Origin of the sequence: Microcystis sp. M109S1 (assembly GCF_020247025.1) — a bacterium.
Classification (GTDB): Bacteria; Cyanobacteriota; Cyanobacteriia; order Cyanobacteriales; family Microcystaceae; genus Microcystis.
Genome location: NZ_JADBRW010000205.1, coordinates 19,464 through 35,424 on the forward strand (window position 1 = coordinate 19,464; position 15,961 = coordinate 35,424).

General features: G+C 42.8%; 11 protein-coding genes and 1 pseudogene. 9 read left to right on the forward strand and 3 right to left on the reverse strand.

What is annotated here, in order from left to right; translation table 11 throughout:
• Positions 1 to 375 precede the first annotated feature (375 nt).
• Genes IM322_RS10325 through IM322_RS10335 form a run of 3 tightly spaced genes read left to right on the forward strand, consistent with a single transcriptional unit; the run spans position 376 to position 2,718 of the window.
• On the forward strand, positions 376 to 969 hold the full coding sequence (locus IM322_RS10325) for an alpha/beta hydrolase (RefSeq protein WP_323801800.1): 594 nt from the start codon (positions 376 to 378) through the stop codon (positions 967 to 969).
• On the forward strand, positions 966 to 2,318 hold the full coding sequence (locus IM322_RS10330; RefSeq protein ID WP_287674279.1) for a 16S rRNA (cytosine(967)-C(5))-methyltransferase: 1,353 nt from the start codon (positions 966 to 968) through the stop codon (positions 2,316 to 2,318). Before IM322_RS10325 ends, IM322_RS10330 begins: the two co-directional genes overlap by 4 nt.
• Entirely contained in the window at positions 2,308 to 2,718 is a 411-nt protein-coding gene (locus IM322_RS10335) for a tellurite resistance TerB family protein (protein ID WP_287674281.1), read from the forward strand. Before IM322_RS10330 ends, IM322_RS10335 begins: the two co-directional genes overlap by 11 nt.
• Positions 2,719 to 2,786: 68 nt before the next feature.
• Here the strand turns inward: IM322_RS10335 and IM322_RS10340 are convergent, their stop codons facing one another.
• Both IM322_RS10340 and pruA read right to left on the reverse strand, forming a co-directional pair.
• The gene (locus tag IM322_RS10340) at positions 2,787 to 4,421 is read right to left on the reverse strand and encodes an alpha-D-glucose phosphate-specific phosphoglucomutase (RefSeq protein WP_287674282.1); all 1,635 of its coding nucleotides are present in this window, start codon (positions 4,419 to 4,421) and stop codon (positions 2,787 to 2,789) included.
• Positions 4,422 to 4,897: 476 nt separating this feature from the next.
• The gene (gene pruA / locus IM322_RS10345) at positions 4,898 to 7,867 is read right to left on the reverse strand and encodes an L-glutamate gamma-semialdehyde dehydrogenase (protein WP_287674284.1); all 2,970 of its coding nucleotides are present in this window, start codon (positions 7,865 to 7,867) and stop codon (positions 4,898 to 4,900) included.
• 537 nt (positions 7,868 to 8,404) lie between these two features.
• Between pruA and IM322_RS10350 the strand changes: the two genes are divergently transcribed.
• Entirely contained in the window at positions 8,405 to 9,589 is a 1,185-nt protein-coding gene (locus IM322_RS10350) for an NAD(P)H-quinone oxidoreductase subunit H (RefSeq protein ID WP_286825368.1), read from the forward strand.
• A gap of 136 nt (positions 9,590 to 9,725) precedes the next feature.
• On the opposite strand, the gene IM322_RS10355 is transcribed toward IM322_RS10350, so the two are convergent.
• Positions 9,726 to 9,890, reverse strand: coding sequence for a hypothetical protein (locus tag IM322_RS10355; protein ID WP_287078527.1), 165 nt, complete (start codon positions 9,888 to 9,890; stop codon positions 9,726 to 9,728).
• A 126-nt stretch (positions 9,891 to 10,016) separates the two neighbouring features.
• Between IM322_RS10355 and IM322_RS10360 the strand changes: the two genes are divergently transcribed.
• From IM322_RS10360 to IM322_RS10380, 5 genes and pseudogenes are all read left to right on the forward strand, one after another.
• Positions 10,017 to 11,393, forward strand: a complete 1,377-nt coding sequence (locus IM322_RS10360) for a hypothetical protein (RefSeq protein ID WP_287674285.1) — start codon at positions 10,017 to 10,019, stop codon at positions 11,391 to 11,393.
• A complete protein-coding gene (locus tag IM322_RS10365) occupies positions 11,375 to 12,346 on the forward strand; it encodes an AAA family ATPase (RefSeq protein WP_287674287.1) in 972 nt (323 codons plus the stop codon). The genes IM322_RS10360 and IM322_RS10365 overlap by 19 nt, the downstream gene beginning before the upstream one ends.
• An 8-nt stretch (positions 12,347 to 12,354) precedes the next feature.
• Complete coding sequence (locus IM322_RS10370; protein ID WP_287674289.1) at positions 12,355 to 15,171, forward strand: formylglycine-generating enzyme family protein; 2,817 nt, start codon at positions 12,355 to 12,357, stop codon at positions 15,169 to 15,171.
• Positions 15,172 to 15,400: 229 nt separating this feature from the next.
• On the forward strand, positions 15,401 to 15,601 hold the full coding sequence (locus tag IM322_RS10375) for a hypothetical protein (RefSeq protein ID WP_287713194.1): 201 nt from the start codon (positions 15,401 to 15,403) through the stop codon (positions 15,599 to 15,601).
• Between the two features lie 97 nt (positions 15,602 to 15,698).
• Positions 15,699 to 15,961 (forward strand): annotated as a pseudogene (locus IM322_RS10380) (RNA-guided endonuclease TnpB family protein); the annotation flags it as partial.

The following is a 15,961-nucleotide window of genomic DNA, read 5'->3' on the forward strand; positions in this document are numbered from 1 at the left end:
GCATCTGCGAGGCACACTTTAACCTTTGTTGATTAAGCTTTTCAGGATTGATAATGTACCTCTTGTGAACAGGAAACGCTATAAATAAACAACACTATGTTAAAGAATGTAAAATAGGCGGTTTTCGCTGCTGCATACAGCCTTCTACCCTATTTACAAAACTTTATACAGCAGCGAAAACTTATGTCCGACTACTTACTACCGAATCACCATCCGCTATTTAACCGGAACGGTCGAACAGTGTTGATTACTGGTTACTAATCAGTGATCACTGAAAAGACTCCCCAACACCCATCTCACTGGCGGGAAAATCGCTATAGAATAGAGAAAAAAAAGAATTGCGAGGAAAAAACTCTGTCTTTTAACCCGATTGTCATTCCCCCTTCCCCGGAAAATCCCGCTCGCTATCTAGTGATCATGCTGCACGGTTGGGGTGCAGATGCCATGGATCTGGCCCCCCTTGCATCGATGCTGGATCTAGCTGATTGTCAATTTTTGTTTCCCAATGCTCCTTTTGATCATCCCCAAGTGCCGGGGGGACGCGCCTGGTATGCTTTAGAAACCTCCGATTATCAAGGTTTAGTCGCTAGTCGTCAACAGTTGCACGATTGGATTATTTCCCTAGAAGCAACTACCGGTATTCCCCTAGAGCGGACTTTTTTGACCGGTTTTTCCCAAGGGGGAGCGATGACGCTGGATGTGGGTTTATCTTTACCCTTGGCGGGATTGGGTTCCTTGAGTGGTTATCTGCACGGTGAACCCCATCCCCAAGGACCACAAAATGTCTTAATTGTTCATGGTAAGCAGGATACCGTCGTTCCTGTCGCCATAGCTCGTCAAGCCAGGGATTTACTGCTTGGTTTGGGGGTTAACGTTGAATATCATGAGTTAAATATGGGTCACGAAATCCCGATTCCGGCGCTGACTATTTTACGCCAATTCCTCCGCAATCGTCTAGAAACTGCATGAATAATGCTCGTCAGCTGGCTTTGCTGATTTTACGGGATATCGATCGCTCCTCCGCTTATCCCGATCGCGCTCTTGATCGCCATTTGTCCGCTAGTTCCTTAAATTGTCTTGACAAAGCCTTGACAACGGAGATTGTTTATGGTATAATGCGCCGACAAAGAACTCTGGATGGGCTGCTCGATCGCCTGGGGAAAAAAACCGCGGCCCAGCAACCCCCGGATTTACGGCGAATTCTCCATATTGGTCTTTATCAACTGCGTTATCTATCCCAGATTCCCCCATCAGCGGCGGTGAATACGGCGGTAGAATTAACTAAAATCAGTCATTTAGGCAAATTAGCGGCGGTGGTTAACGGAATGCTGCGGCAATATCTCCGTTTAACTGCTAATGGCGACGATCCTTTAATTTTGCCAGAAAATACCGCTTCTAGATTGGGTATTCTCCACAGTTTCCCCGATTGGTTGGTGCAATTGTGGTTAGATCGCTTTAGTGTTGCGGAAACGGAACAACTTTGTCAATGGTTTAATCGCTCTCCTGACCTTGATATTCGGATTAATCCCCTGAAAACTAGCCTAGAAGCCCTAGAAAATGAGTTAGAATCAGCCAATATAACTTTTAATCATCTTAAATTACCTCTAGCTTGCCGTTTAACCTCTGGTTTAGGCAATATTGAGCGTTTAGAGGGATTTCGAGCCGGAAATTACACCCTACAGGATATTAGCGCCCAATTAGTCACTTATCTACTCGATCCCCAGCCCGGAGAGACAATTATCGACGCTTGTGCGGCACCAGGGGGAAAAACCACTCATATCGCCGAATTAATGGGCGATCGGGGTAGAATATTAGCCTGTGATCAAACGGCATCCCGTTTACGACAGTTAGAAGCCAATATTAAAAGATTAGACTTAAAAGCGATCGAAGTACATCTAGGGGATAGTCGCGATCGTCCCCAGTGGTGCGGCATCGCCGATCGTGTACTAATCGATGCTCCCTGTTCAGGATTGGGAACCCTGCACAAGCGTCCTGATATACGTTGGCGACAAACACCCGAAAATTTACCTGTACTAGCTAAACGACAGGGGGAACTTTTAGCCTCGGCTGCCACTTGGGTAAAACCGAAGGGAATCTTAGTTTATGCCACCTGTACTTTAAATCCGTTAGAAAATGAAGGAGTGATCGAGCAGTTTTTAGCCGCTCATCCCGATTGGAAAATGGCCACTCCCGACTCTAATTCATCTTTCTCAGAATACTATACAGAAACGGGAGCGATCGAAGTGTTACCCCATCGGCATAATCAAGACGGTTTTTTTATGGCTAAGTTAGTCAAGGAAGTGTGGGATGAAAAATAAACAATTACTGAAAATTCTCATCGGTGTTGCTTGGATTGATGGTGTCATTCAACCATCAGAAAGAAATTATTTACGACAGGTAGCTGTGATGGAAAAACTTGATGATGATCCGGAGATAAAACCACTCTTATCGGAACTAAAACCAGTTAAAACCGGTGAATGTTATCGATGGTTAGAGTCCTATTTAGGCGATAATCCTAGTCCAGAAATCTATCAAGATCTACTAGCATCGATTAGCACTTTAATCTATAGCGATGACGACGTGGATATACAGGAAGCGAAATTATTAACCAAAGTGCAGAGTTTCGATCCGACTCATGATAGCCATCGATCGATGTTAGATAAATTAGTGACGGGAATTCAGAAATTGTACCACAAAGCAATTACTGAAAGTAATTAAGGAGGGGCTATCAGTGGTCAGCAGGTCAAAAAATTCCCCGATAAAAACTGATAGCTGATCCCTAGATTTTAGGTAATAACCGTGGGTTGTTCCCGTCCGGTAGATTGACGAATTTGACCGATTTCTTCGGCTAAATCAATTAAGGGTTGTAGAGCCTTTTGGGTGTCGATATCGTGTTTACTTGCGTCCGGTTCATAACTTTCTAGATAAACCCGGAGAGTTGCTCCTTTAGTTCCCGTCCCCGATAGACGGAAAATAATCCGAGAACCATCAGTAAAACCAATGCGAATACCTTGATTTTTACTCACACTACCATCCACGGGATCCGTATAGCTAAAATCATCGGCATATTCCACTTCATAGTTACCAAATTGTTTACCCTTAAGGTCTAAAACCAGCTTCTGGAGACGTGCCATCATCTCTTTTGCCGGTTCTAAGGCGACTTCTTCATAATCATGACGAGAATAGAAATTACGACCGAATTCTTGCCAATGACTACGAACAATTTCCTCTACAGATTCCCCTTTAACTGCCAAAATATTTAACCAGAAAAGAACCGCCCATAAACCATCTTTTTCGCGAATATGATTGGAACCCGTGCCGAAACTTTCCTCCCCGCAAAGGGTTGCTTTCCCCGCATCCAGCAAATTACCGAAGAATTTCCAACCGGTGGGAGTTTCATAACAGTCAATTCCCAGTTTAGCCGCTACTCGATCGGCCGCCGCACTGGTGGGCATCGATCGCGCCACTCCCGTGATACCATTTTGATAGCCCGGTACTAGATGAGCGTTGGCAGTTAGTACAGCTAAACTATCACTGGGGGTGACAAAAAAATTCTGACCGAGGATCATATTGCGATCGCCATCTCCATCGGAAGCAGCCCCAAAATCCGGAGCCTCTTGACCAAAGAGAATTTCCACCAGATCATGGGCATAGACTAGGTTAGGATCGGGATGACCACCACCAAAATCCTCTAAGGGAATACCATTTAATACTGTACCCTTGGGCGCGCCTAAACGCTGTTCAAATAGAGCATAAGCGTAGGGACCCGTCACCGCATGGAGAGAATCCATGCACATTTTAAACTTACCAGAAGTGAGTAAGGCTTGAATGCGATCGAAATCAAAAATCTTTTCCATCATTTTGACGTAGGGAGTGACCCCATCGATCACTTCCACATCCATAGTTCCCAGTTTAAAGGAACTGGGGCGATCGAGGTTAATATCGGCCCCTGAGAGGATTTTATAACTGCTAATCACCTTAGTCTCGGCATAAATTGCATCGGTGATATTTTCCGGGGCCGGTCCACCGTTAGTAACATTGTACTTAATGCCAAAATCCCCCTCTCGACCGCCGGGGTTATGACTAGCGGAGAGAACAATACCGCCAAAAGCGTTATTTTCGCGAATTAACCCAGAAATAGCGGGAGTGGAGACAATACCATCGGTTCCCACGAGGATTCTACCGATACCGTTAGCAGCGGCGATTTTCAGGATAGTTTGAATAGCTTGACGGTTATAATAACGACCATCTCCACCGACAACTAGGGTTTGACCCTCGATACCGTCTAAAGTATTGAAGATAGCTTGAATAAAATTTTCCAGATAATGGGGTTGTTGAAAAACGGGAACGGATTTTCGCAATCCAGAAGTCCCCGGTTTCTGGTCACTAAAGGGTTTTGTGGCAACGGTTTCAATCGTCATAGTCTTTTCTTGATAGGCCGACGCAATTCTCAACTTAAGTATTTGACACTCTCGCCGTCAAGCTACGCTGTGACGGGAGATTCTTGCTTCTACTCCTCTTAACTAGACACAATCCGAAGACTATGCCCCCGTCAGACCGAATCCACAAGCGTTTTAGTTTAACGTCTACCGACTGCCCGGCGGCGGACGGCTCCGAATTTTATTTGTGGGCTATTTTGACCTTAGCCGTTAAGCTTCTATCCTGCTTGACCCGTCACCATTACATTTTCAAGGGCGATATTTGTTCCGAGGTACAAAGGAGCGGGAGGTTTCCGTGATACTTTACGCGCTTTACCGCTTTCTGTATTCTAGCGAAATCCCTCGAAAGTGAAAACGCTTAATCTAAGGATAGGGGGTTAAGATGGGTTTTAGCCGATAAATGAACCAGATTTGGGGGTATAAACCCCCAATAATAGCTAATTTTAGCTGTGAATGGCTTAATCGGCCCCTTCAATCGGTGCAAATCCCTGACGTTGAATATTCTCGCTGATGTGACGAGGTTCGAGGAATTGCAGCAGATAATCGGGACCCCCTGCCTTGGAACCCACCCCCGACATCTTGAAACCCCCGAAGGGTTGACGGGAAACAATCGCGCCGGTGATTCCCCGGTTAATATAGAGGTTTCCCACTTCAAATTCCTGCATAGCTCGGTTAATATGGGCAGGAGTGCGAGAATATAAGCCACCAGTTAAAGCATAGTCGGTTCCGTTAGCCACAGCTAAAGCTTCCTCAAAATTACTCACTTTGATAATCGCCACCACGGGACCGAAAATTTCCTCCATCGCTATTACCGCATCGGGGGGAACATTTTTAAAGACGGTGGGACTGACGAAATAACCCACTTCTGGAATTGGCATTTCTAGGGCCAATTCTGCCTCTTTTTTACCAGTTTCGATATATTCCCGAATTCTTGCTTGAGCTTTCTCGTCGATAACCGGTCCTACTTCCGTACTCGGTAAATCCGTCGGCCCGATATTGAGGGACTTGGTAGCCTCGACAAAGCGATCAACAAAGCTATCATAGACGCTTTCCAGAACAATTATCCGCGAACAGGCCGAACATTTCTGGCCGGTGTAGCCAAAAGCGGACTTAACCGCACCGACAACGGCCTGATCTAAATCGGCACTCTCATCGACGATTAGGGCATTTTTGCCGCCCATTTCGGCGATAACTCGTTTTAGGTGTTTTTGACCCTTTTGCACGATAGAGGCATCTGTATAGATGCGACAGCCCACTTCTCGTGAACCGGTGAAGGCGATTAGGTGAACATCGGGATGGCTGACTAAATGCGCCCCCACTTGCGAACCTTTACCCGGGATATATTGGAAGACTCCAGCAGGAATACCCGCTTCTAGGAGAATCTCGGCAAATTTCGCCGTAATCACCGAAGAAGTCTCGGCTGGTTTCAATAGCGTGCAGTTACCTGCTACTAAAGCTGCTACTGTCATCCCCACTGCGATCGCTAGGGGGAAATTCCAGGGAGAAATCACTAAAGCAATACCCCGGGGTTGGTAGAAATAACGATTATTCTCGCCTGCTACGTCGAAATTATGCCCTAAATCCAGTCTTTCCATCTCGGAAGCATAATAACGGCAAAAATCGATCGCTTCTGACACTTCCGGATCCGCCTGTTGGATAACTTTGCCCACTTCTAAACAAATCCAGGCCGATAACTCGTGTCGTCGCGCTTCCATCAAATCTGCCGCTTTTCGCAGTATTTCGGCTCTTTTAGCCACTGGAGTGCGTTTCCAAGCGGGAAAAGCCTGTTTCGCCGCTATTATCGCTTTTTCTGCCTGTTCCACCTCAATTAAGCCCACTTTACCCACTATTTCCTGCGGGTTACAGGGATTAACGGAATTAATTTGAACATTGGTGGTGACGTATTCACCGTTAATTAGGGGTAAATAGGTCTTACCGAGGGAATTTTTGACAAAAGTAAGGGCTTGATTCGCTTTATTTCGCAATTGCTCGTTGGCATAATCTGTATCAGGGGCATTAGGAAAACCGGGGATAATCGGGTTATCATTGCCTAAAACCCGGGGGGCTGCGATTAAATCTTCCACGGGACGATCCTCCAAATTTTGCCGCAGGAAGGAACTATTAGCGGTATTTTCTAATAAACGGCGGATTAGGTAGGCCATACCGGGTAAGAGTTGTCCGTAGGGGGAATAAACCCGCACCCGATGACCCCGCTTCACTAACGCTTTGGCTAATTGGTCGCCCATGCCGTACAATACCTGCATTTCAAAGCGACGACGGGGAATTTCTAAACTTTCTGCGATCGCACAGGCCAAGGCTTGCGATCGCACGTTATGACTACCGATAGCAGCGGATAAATATTGATGATTTTCCAATAATAACCGCGTCATCCGTTCATAATTGGCATCGGTGGCCGATTTTTCGTTATATACCGGCTGTGACCAATGATTTTGGCGAGATTTAATCGTTTCCTGATCCCAGTAAGCGCCTTTGACTAGCCGGACAGTAACGGGATAACCGCGCTTTTTCGCCCAATTAATTAAATCTTGTAAATCTTGGGCAGAATCTCTTAAATATGCCTGTAGGGTGATGCCAATATCGGTACGACTGCGAAATTCTTCTTCTAGGAGTAATTCTTTCAGGATAGCCAGGGTGAGGTTTTTATAAACGTACTGTTCCATATCAAAATGGACTGCCACCCCTAACTCCTGAGCGCGTCGCAATAGTAGGCGAATGCGATCGCAAACTTTCTCTTTACTGCCAATCGGATCCATGGGATCAAACTGAGAATAAAAGGCAGTTAGCTTGACAGAAACCTGCACTTGTGGTAGTAATTCGCCGTCCGCTTGATCAATTTGGCTAACTTTATTCCATTTGGTTGCTTCTTGAGCCAAATGGGTCATTAAATCGAGATAACTTTGTAGATAAACTTGGGTTTCCGCTTCAGTAATTACCGCTTCACCGAGGAGATCTATGGTAAAAGCCATTTTTTCCTTCCGCAGACGGGTGACAGTGCGAGTAATTTGCTCTAGGTCTTCCCCGGCGATATACTTACGAGCTAAAGTTTCTACGGATTTACTGATCAGACTGGCGGCCGTTTGAGCGGGTAGGGAGTTAGGATCACTAAAGTTGAGGATATTTTTCAGCGCACTGGGCAGTTCTACGGAAGCATCACCGAGGTATTGTTGCAGATGATTAGCGATCTCGGCATTACTGCGTAAAGCGGGTAAACAGTCAATAAAACGGAATAATTGTACTCGTAAATTGGGGTTAGACATTGCCCAATCGAGTAATTTATCATCCCAACGCATTTGATCCTGTAAAGCAGACCAAAGACCTTTTTTTTCGCGAGTTTCGGCTAAAAGTTGTCTAGCGATCTCTTGGGTTTTGGTTTCGTAGTTTTGAGTTGAGTCGATTTGGATAACCACGGTGATTCAAGTAAAAAAATTATCAACGGGATTCAGCTTTCAGCAAGCTAACGTCAGCCTTGAGCCTAAAATTCAGTTTTTGAGCTTTTTCGGCTGATTGCTGCTCTTAATCGGTCTTTTCTCTGGTCTATAACTCTTACCGAAGGACTAATCAAAGCTAATAACCGATCGCTTTTGCTGAACACTCTATTGTACTCGATCGAGTGGTGAAGTGGGGTGTGGGGTGTAGGGTGTAGGGTGTGGGGTGTAGGGTGTAGGGTGTGGGAAGTATAAATAAAAATAATCTCCTGACTTGAAAGAGGGTGTAGGGTGTGGGGTGTGGGGTGTAGGGAAGGAAACCTCTTTCATCTTTGGGGGTGAAAATTTTTTCATCGGGACTGACTACTGATTACTAATTACTGATTACTGATCAGTGATCACTGATTACTGATTACTGATTACTGATCACTGATTACTGATACCCGATAGTCCTTGTGTATTGTCGAAGCGTTTACTTATAATAACTTTAAAAAGATTTTCGGGATCATCGGTAGCCCTATGGCAAAAATTGAAACGAGAACAGAACCCATGGTTTTAAACATGGGACCCCATCACCCTTCGATGCACGGAGTTTTGCGCTTAATCGTCACCCTTGACGGGGAAGACGTGATTGACTGTGAACCCGTAATCGGTTATCTTCATCGGGGCATGGAAAAAATTGCCGAAAATCGCACTAATGTCATGTACGTTCCCTACGTTAGTCGTTGGGATTACGCCGCAGGGATGTTTAATGAGGCAATTACGGTCAATGCTCCCGAAAAATTAGCCGATATCGCCGTTCCCAAACGAGCGCAATATATCCGGGTGATTATGTTGGAACTCAACCGCATCGCTAACCATTTACTCTGGTTAGGCCCCTTTATGGCGGATGTAGGCGCACAAACTCCCTTTTTCTACATTTTCCGAGAACGGGAGATGATTTATGACCTCTGGGAAGCTGCGACGGGAATGCGGTTAATTAATAACAATTATTTCCGCATTGGTGGCGTGGCGGTGGATTTACCCTACGGATGGGTGGATAAGTGCGAGGATTTCTGTGACTATTTTGAGCCAAAAGTGGACGAATACGAGAAATTAATCACTAATAACCCGATTTTCCGCCGTCGTATTGAAGGGATAGGCTGCATTACCAGAGACGAAGCGATTAACTGGGGTTTATCCGGTCCGATGTTGCGCGCTTCCGGGGTGAAATGGGATTTAAGAAAAGTTGACCATTACGAGTGTTACGACGATTTTGACTGGGAAGTGCATTGGGAAACCGCCGGCGATTGTTTTGCTCGTTATCTGGTGCGGATTCGGGAAATGCGCGAATCAGTGAAAATTATCCGGCAAGCACTGAAAGGTTTACCCGGTGGTCCCTACGAAAATCTGGAAGCGAAACGGATGGCAGAAGGGAAAAAATCAGCTTGGAATGATTTTGACTATCAATATATCGCCAAAAAAGTCGCCCCCACTTTTAAGATTCCTAAAGGTGAACATTATGTGCGTTTGGAAAGTGGTAAAGGCGAATTAGGTATCTTTATCGTCGGTAATGATGATGTTTTCCCTTGGCGTTGGAAAATTCGGGCCGCCGATTTTAATAATCTTCAAATTCTGCCTCATATCCTCAAAGGGGTAAAAGTTGCCGATATTATGGCGATTTTAGGCAGTATTGATATTATTATGGGGTCAGTTGATCGCTAAATCTCCCTCCTAGGGAGCAGGTAGGTTGATTCATGAATCAACCTACTAAGTAGGGAGGCACAATTATTTGTAGGATGGGTTAGCGGTAGCGTAACCCATGCGGGGGTTGGGTTTCATACTTCAACCCAACCTACGTTCATCTTATATTTAATTCCACCTCAACCTCATTGATAGGGGGAATCTCGCTTTGGGGAATCTTTAACTCCCCCACCTGAACACCCAAACTAGCCAAGGCAGTTAAAGTGGTGATGATGCGGCAAATCAAGTCAATGTCCGCTTTATGTTTTTGCCAGAAATTCATAGATTTTGCTCCTTTCGCCTTATGGCTTGTTTTTTGAGGACAAGTTGATTAAAATGCTTTAAGCAAATGCTGGCAAAAGGGGATCAAAAAGTGGATCAGATGGTAGGTTGACGTTTGACGAGATTTATGTTGAGGTCTGGCGAAATCAGATTATCGGATGAAGATGTAGAAACCCTTCGTAAGGCTAAAGATGCTTATCAGGGAAACTTTTCTTGTGCTTCGGAGAAAACAGAGCAAATATTAATAGAAGCAAGTCGATGGTTACTTGAGGCATTTCTCGAAAAATACCGTAGTCAAACACATCCTCCCAGTTATACCATTCCATTAAATGTCTTGAAAGCTTGGATGACACCATCGCCACAATCCGGAACAACTAAAGAGGTTTTAGAACCAAATAAGAAGAAATTGTACTTACAAAATGAATCTGATTTTAAAAGATTTGAAAATCAGAAGAAAAGCGCATACATTACTCAAAATAAAATAAATAAACCCAGAATTGAAGATATTGATGATAATTCAATTCATTTAACCTTAGCAGATATTAATGATTTATTAGAGCAGTCTATTTTAAAGGTAATTGGCATATCTAGAGATAGTTTGCGGTTTTGTACTGAAAAAAAATATGGACTAGGAAAAAAAGGGCAAAAAACCTCTAAACAGTCTTATATTGTTCAAGCTTATTGTGAAGTATTAAAACTAGATTTTGACAGTTTACAATGTTGTCAACTTCCTCAAAACCTAAAAAATCAACAAACAAATAATGAGAAGATTTATCGTGTTTTAACAGAATTTAATTACAATAATGTAGTAAATTTTACTGGTTTAATAGCTGCTAAACCTTTACGAGAAGGCAGTATTTATATTCCCCCTTGTCCTCATCAATATCGTGTTTTGTGTTTGCGTCGTTTAGAAAAACAAATTTTTATCGCTAATAATTTGCCCGTTAAAACCATTATTTTTAAGTTTCAAGGAGATGGTCAGGAAGAATGGGATAACTATAGTCTTCATGAACATTTTTTAGATAATTCTGGAGGAATTAAAAATTTAAAGGCTCATAATTTTTGTTTGATTTTTGAAGGAATTGATCATGCAGACTTTTGCCGTTTAAAGGACATTTATTCGTTTTGGCAAAACTTAATTACCAACGCTCGTAAAATATCAAATGGTCCCATTAAAGGCTTTTTATTAATGATTTGGTTAGATTATGGAAAAAGTAATGATTGGAGAGATAAGGACAAATTATCAGAATTAAGTCCTATTCATCGCTTACAGATTGATTCTTGCTTTGAACAACGGTCTTTTCAGGAAATTATTCCTACTTTTGCTCAACAACTTCAGTTGGGTTGTGACTTACAGGATGAAACCACAGAATTATTTGCAGATACCTTGCAGGAATTATGGGAAAATAGCAATGAAGGCAACATAGAAGACACACTGAAAGCTTTTTATCAACAATTTAAAGGACAATTATCGAGGGAAAATAGATGGCTAAACTATCCTTAACTTACAGGGGAAAAATTCAACCAGAATCGGGACTTTATTATGAACCGATTCAACAAAAAATTTATCCCTATGACGCAGGTGATGAGTTAATAGAAGTTGTTAACTTGGCTATTGAATTGGGAATGCCTTTGTTACTAGAAGGTGAGCCTGGATGTGGCAAAAGTCGTCTAGCTCATGCCTTAGTTTATGAATTTAATTATCGCCAGGAAAATAATCCTATAAAATATTATGAGTGGACAGTTCAATCCACAAGTAAAGCGGAAGATAGTCTCTATCAATATGATTATATTGGCCGTTTACAAGCTGCTCAAATTAGCGGAATTTTAAGTCAAAAAGGAACAGAAGAATCTTCTTCTGAGCCAAAAAATCCAGCTATTTCAAAAGATTGGGTTGATTTACAAGCCTTGGGTAAAGCATTTAAACAAAGTCAAGATAAGCAAGAACAATCGGTAGTATTAATTGATGAAATAGATAAAGCAGATCGAGATTTTCCTAATGATTTACTTTTAGCCATTGAATCTCGTCGTTTTTTCATTAAAGAAACAAGAGATTTAATTCCAGCAAATGAGCAAGCTTTTCCTCTGATTATAATTACCAGTAATCAAGAAAAAAACTTACCCAATGCTTTTCTGAGACGTTGCATTTATCACTATATTGAGCTTCCCAACCAAGAAAGATTAAGAAAAATATTAACCGAACGGTTTACCGACGCTGAACAAGATGTTATCATCAAAGCAGTGGACCGTTTTCAGGAAGTGAGAACATCACAAGACGAGACTAAATCTGAAGGAGAAAAAAAAGTTAGCACAAGTGAATTAATAGCCTGGTTTAAATCGTTACTCAAGTACAAACCTGAAGAAATTATCGCCAAATTAAACCAGGACAAATTACCCCACGCTAGTATTTTACTAAAAAGCCGTACTGATTTACAAGATTATGGAACAAGAGGTTAAAAGAGCCAATGACATCCCCTCTACTTGACCTATTTTATCAACTCAGAAATGAAGAAGGATTTCCGCTGTCTATTGAACAATATTATCGGGTGGAAAATTACCTGATTCAAAAACTCGCTAATGATTCTGATATTGCTATTCAAGAGAATCCCAACTTAGAGAATCCTAAAATTAAACTTCTTTGTCAAGCTTTATGGGTTAAATCTCCAGAAGAAAAACAAAAGTTTGATCAGGCCTGGACAGAGATGCTACAATTCCAACCGGAAATAAATATAGAAATACCCAAAAAAACGCCTATTCGCCATCCAGAAGAATCGATTAGCAAAATAATAGACCCGATGGATGATAGGGAATCTCCCTCATTAGCATTTATTACCCCTTCTGGGGATGCACCTTTACCTCCTGAGACTCCATTTCCACAAATTGCCACAGCTATTGAAAAGCGAAAAAAAATCACCTCCCTAGATAATCCTGATTATTATCCTATTGGTATCGCTAAATTACAAGAAAGTTGGCAGCAACTGCGTCCATTACCCTTAGAAAGTCCTCGACAGACTTGGGATCTAAAAGCTACGGTGATTGCAACAGCTAAACGAGGTTTTTTTGACCAAATAATTTACCAAAAGAAACAACTTTATCGCCGAGAAATTATTATTTTTATTGATTGTTCTGACTCCATGATTCCCTTTGCGGGATTTGGACGAATAATGAAACAAACCTGGGAAAATGTTCCCCATTTTTACTTTGATAATCTGATTAGAGACGAGGTTTTACGACAAGAAAATGGTTGGGAAAGTCAATCTTTAACCAAAGTTCTCTCTAACTATTCTCCTGAAGTAACCAGTTGTCTAATTCTTAGTGATGCGGGTGCTGCTAGAAAACGTTATGTAGAAAAGCGCTTGAGCGCAACAGAAACCCTTATCCGACGATTTAGCCGAAGATTTAGCCGAGTCGCATGGTTAAACCCCTTACCCTATCATCGATGGTATGGGACAACTGCGATCGATATTGCTGACTTAGCTGAAGATATACCCAATTTTTCCATGTTTGAACTAACCACAGAGGATTGGGAAAACTTGATAACATGGCTAAAAGAAGAACCTATCCCACCCCGTCATTTTCAATTTGATCTCGCTCAATTTCAACAAGGGGATAATTGGGATGACGATGAAGATTTTTTTAGCGCAGAAAGCTGTTTAAGATTATTTGAAAAAGAAAACGAACTAAACACCAGAGAACTAGCGAAAAGAGCCGCCTTTCCCCTTAGTTTATCCCCTAATTTACTTTATTATCTGCGTCAACATCAAGATAAAAATAATCAAGCTCCCTGGTATGCGATCGCTGATATTTTACTCTCCAGTTTAGTCCGCAAAATAGATCGAGAACTCTATGAAATGTCCCCCGATATTCGTAAACTACTATTAAAAAAATTAACCCCAGAGGAACTCAAATCTCTGGCCTATCAGTTACAAACCTATATTCAGGAACAAATCGGTGATCGTTGCTCAAAATCGGTTTATTGGCAAAATCAACAATGGTTAGCTCTTGCCTACCTAAAACCTAGTCAAGCGGTCAATGAAATCAAACAGTTACTAGAAGAAGCTATCAAAAATAATAACCGAGTGCGTCTTGTTAGATTGACAGCTTTATTAGAAAATATATCCGCTGCTTTAGCCGATTATGAACCCTTGTTATTGCTTAATGAACCGATTGCCGCCTATTCTAGAGACGAAGGAACCCTACAAAAACATTTAATAGACAAAGTAGCAGATATTGTTCCCTACAATGAAAACCTTTTCCTTTTTACCGCAGAAACGGTATTGGTTAATCAAGAAGGCAAAGTTATCGAGAGGAAACCTGTTAAAGCCTATTTTTACGATGAAAACCTTGCAGAAGTTGGCAACCGGAAAGAAGCTCAAAACTATATCCCCATGATGTATATTCCCCAAGGAGAATTCACGATGGGAACGGAAGATGAGGAAATCGAAAGACTGGTGAAAAAATTTGGTTGGGAAGGATTTAGAAGGGAAAGACCACAACACCGAGTAACCGTTTCCTCTTTCTACATGGGGCGTTATCCCATCACCCAGGCCCAGTGGAGAGCAGTTGCCTCCCGTACCGACTTAAGAGTAGAAAAAGACCTTAACCCTGATCCCTCCTACTTTAAAGATCCCCCCAAACCCCCCTTAAAAAGCGAGGCTTCCGATTCCCCCCCTTTTGAAGGAGCTAGAGGGGGATCACCGACGCGCTGGGATAGACCCGTAGAACGAGTCAACTGGTATGATGCCGTCGAATTTTGCGCGAGATTATCGAAATTGACAGGGAAAGAATACCGACTTCCCAGCGAAGCGGAGTGGGAATATGCCTGTCGTGCTGGGACAACCACCCCATTTCACTTTGGGGAAACCATTACTGGAGAATTAGCCAACTACGATGCCAGAAAAACCTACGCTGACGAACCAAAGGGAGAATATCGAGGACAAACGACCCCCGTGGGACAGTTTCCCCCCAATGCCTTCGGGCTGTACGATATGCACGGCAATGTCTGGGAATGGTGTTTAGATCCGTGGCACAAGAATTATCAAGGTGAGCCGCCCAGAGACGGAAGCGTTTGGGACGAAGACAATAATGATAATCGTTATCAAAGCCTATTAATTAGTACAAAAGAACTCTTGACAGATAAACAATACCGTGTACAGCGCGGCGGTTCTTGGATCGACAATCCGAGGCTCTGTCGCAGTGCGTTTCGTCTCAGGAGCAACCCCGACAACCGCAACGACCTCAACAGCGGTTTTCGAGTTGTCTGCCGCTTCCCCAGGACTTGATTTCCCTCTATTCTTTTCTCTTTTTCCCTTTTCCGGCGATTTTTTTATCGCTCATAGTACATATAGACTATTCTTGATACTGTAGAAGAGAACTCTGTAACCCTTTTCCCCTTTTTTTCCCTTTTTACTCTCATTCCCTATTTTTTCTCTTTTCTTTCCCGCCCGTTTTTTGGGGTTTTGGGTCGATTTTGGGGTTATTTGGGCGCACGCGATTCGCCCCTACGGGTTTTTGGGCGCACCAGAAGGCAAAAAACCCCCGCATCAAGTTAATCTAGATGCCTTTCGAGAAAAAATTTTTTCTGTACAGGGAGTCCTTAAAATAGAAAGGGGAACCCAAAACCAAGCTGCTGGTATTTTTCCTCTGGGCATGGTGGCGCAGTTTATCTCAAATGTCGGAGTCAAGACCCTCGCTTTTAGCGGGACGGGATGAAACCCCAGCCAATATAAAACAGCGAAGCACGACTAAAATCTTGACAATCTATGCTGTATAGGTTAAGATAAAATAGGTTGTTTGAGGTCGATAAGCAATGATTGTCTTAGAAATGAAAGCAGTGGTCAAACCAAGTCAGTGTTCTGCCATTGATGAGGCTATTCGTACAGTACAATTCATCCGTAATAAGGCTTTAAGGCTTTGGATGGATGCTAAGAAAGAAGACAAAATCGATAAATATTCTCTCAATAAATATTGTGCAGTTCTCGCCAAACAGTTCAAGTTTGTCGATACTCTAAATTCTACGGCTAGACAAGCATCTGCTGAACGAGCTTGGTCGTCTATTGCTCGTTTCTATGA

What these genes read in the sequence shown, in the direction of transcription:
- IM322_RS10330 (WP_287674279.1), top strand. Translation starts at nt 966, where the DNA reads ATGAATAATGCTCGTCAGCTGGCTTTGCTGATTTTACGGGATATCGAT.
- IM322_RS10355 (WP_287078527.1), bottom strand. Translation starts at nt 9,890, where the DNA reads ATGAATTTCTGGCAAAAACATAAAGCGGACATTGACTTGATTTGCCGC.
- IM322_RS10370 (WP_287674289.1), top strand. Translation starts at nt 12,355, where the DNA reads ATGACATCCCCTCTACTTGACCTATTTTATCAACTCAGAAATGAAGAA.
- IM322_RS10360 (WP_287674285.1), top strand. Translation starts at nt 10,017, where the DNA reads ATGTTGAGGTCTGGCGAAATCAGATTATCGGATGAAGATGTAGAAACC.
- IM322_RS10350 (WP_286825368.1), top strand. Translation starts at nt 8,405, where the DNA reads ATGGCAAAAATTGAAACGAGAACAGAACCCATGGTTTTAAACATGGGA.
- IM322_RS10365 (WP_287674287.1), top strand. Translation starts at nt 11,375, where the DNA reads ATGGCTAAACTATCCTTAACTTACAGGGGAAAAATTCAACCAGAATCG.
- IM322_RS10335 (WP_287674281.1), top strand. Translation starts at nt 2,308, where the DNA reads ATGAAAAATAAACAATTACTGAAAATTCTCATCGGTGTTGCTTGGATT.
- IM322_RS10340 (WP_287674282.1), bottom strand. Translation starts at nt 4,421, where the DNA reads ATGACGATTGAAACCGTTGCCACAAAACCCTTTAGTGACCAGAAACCG.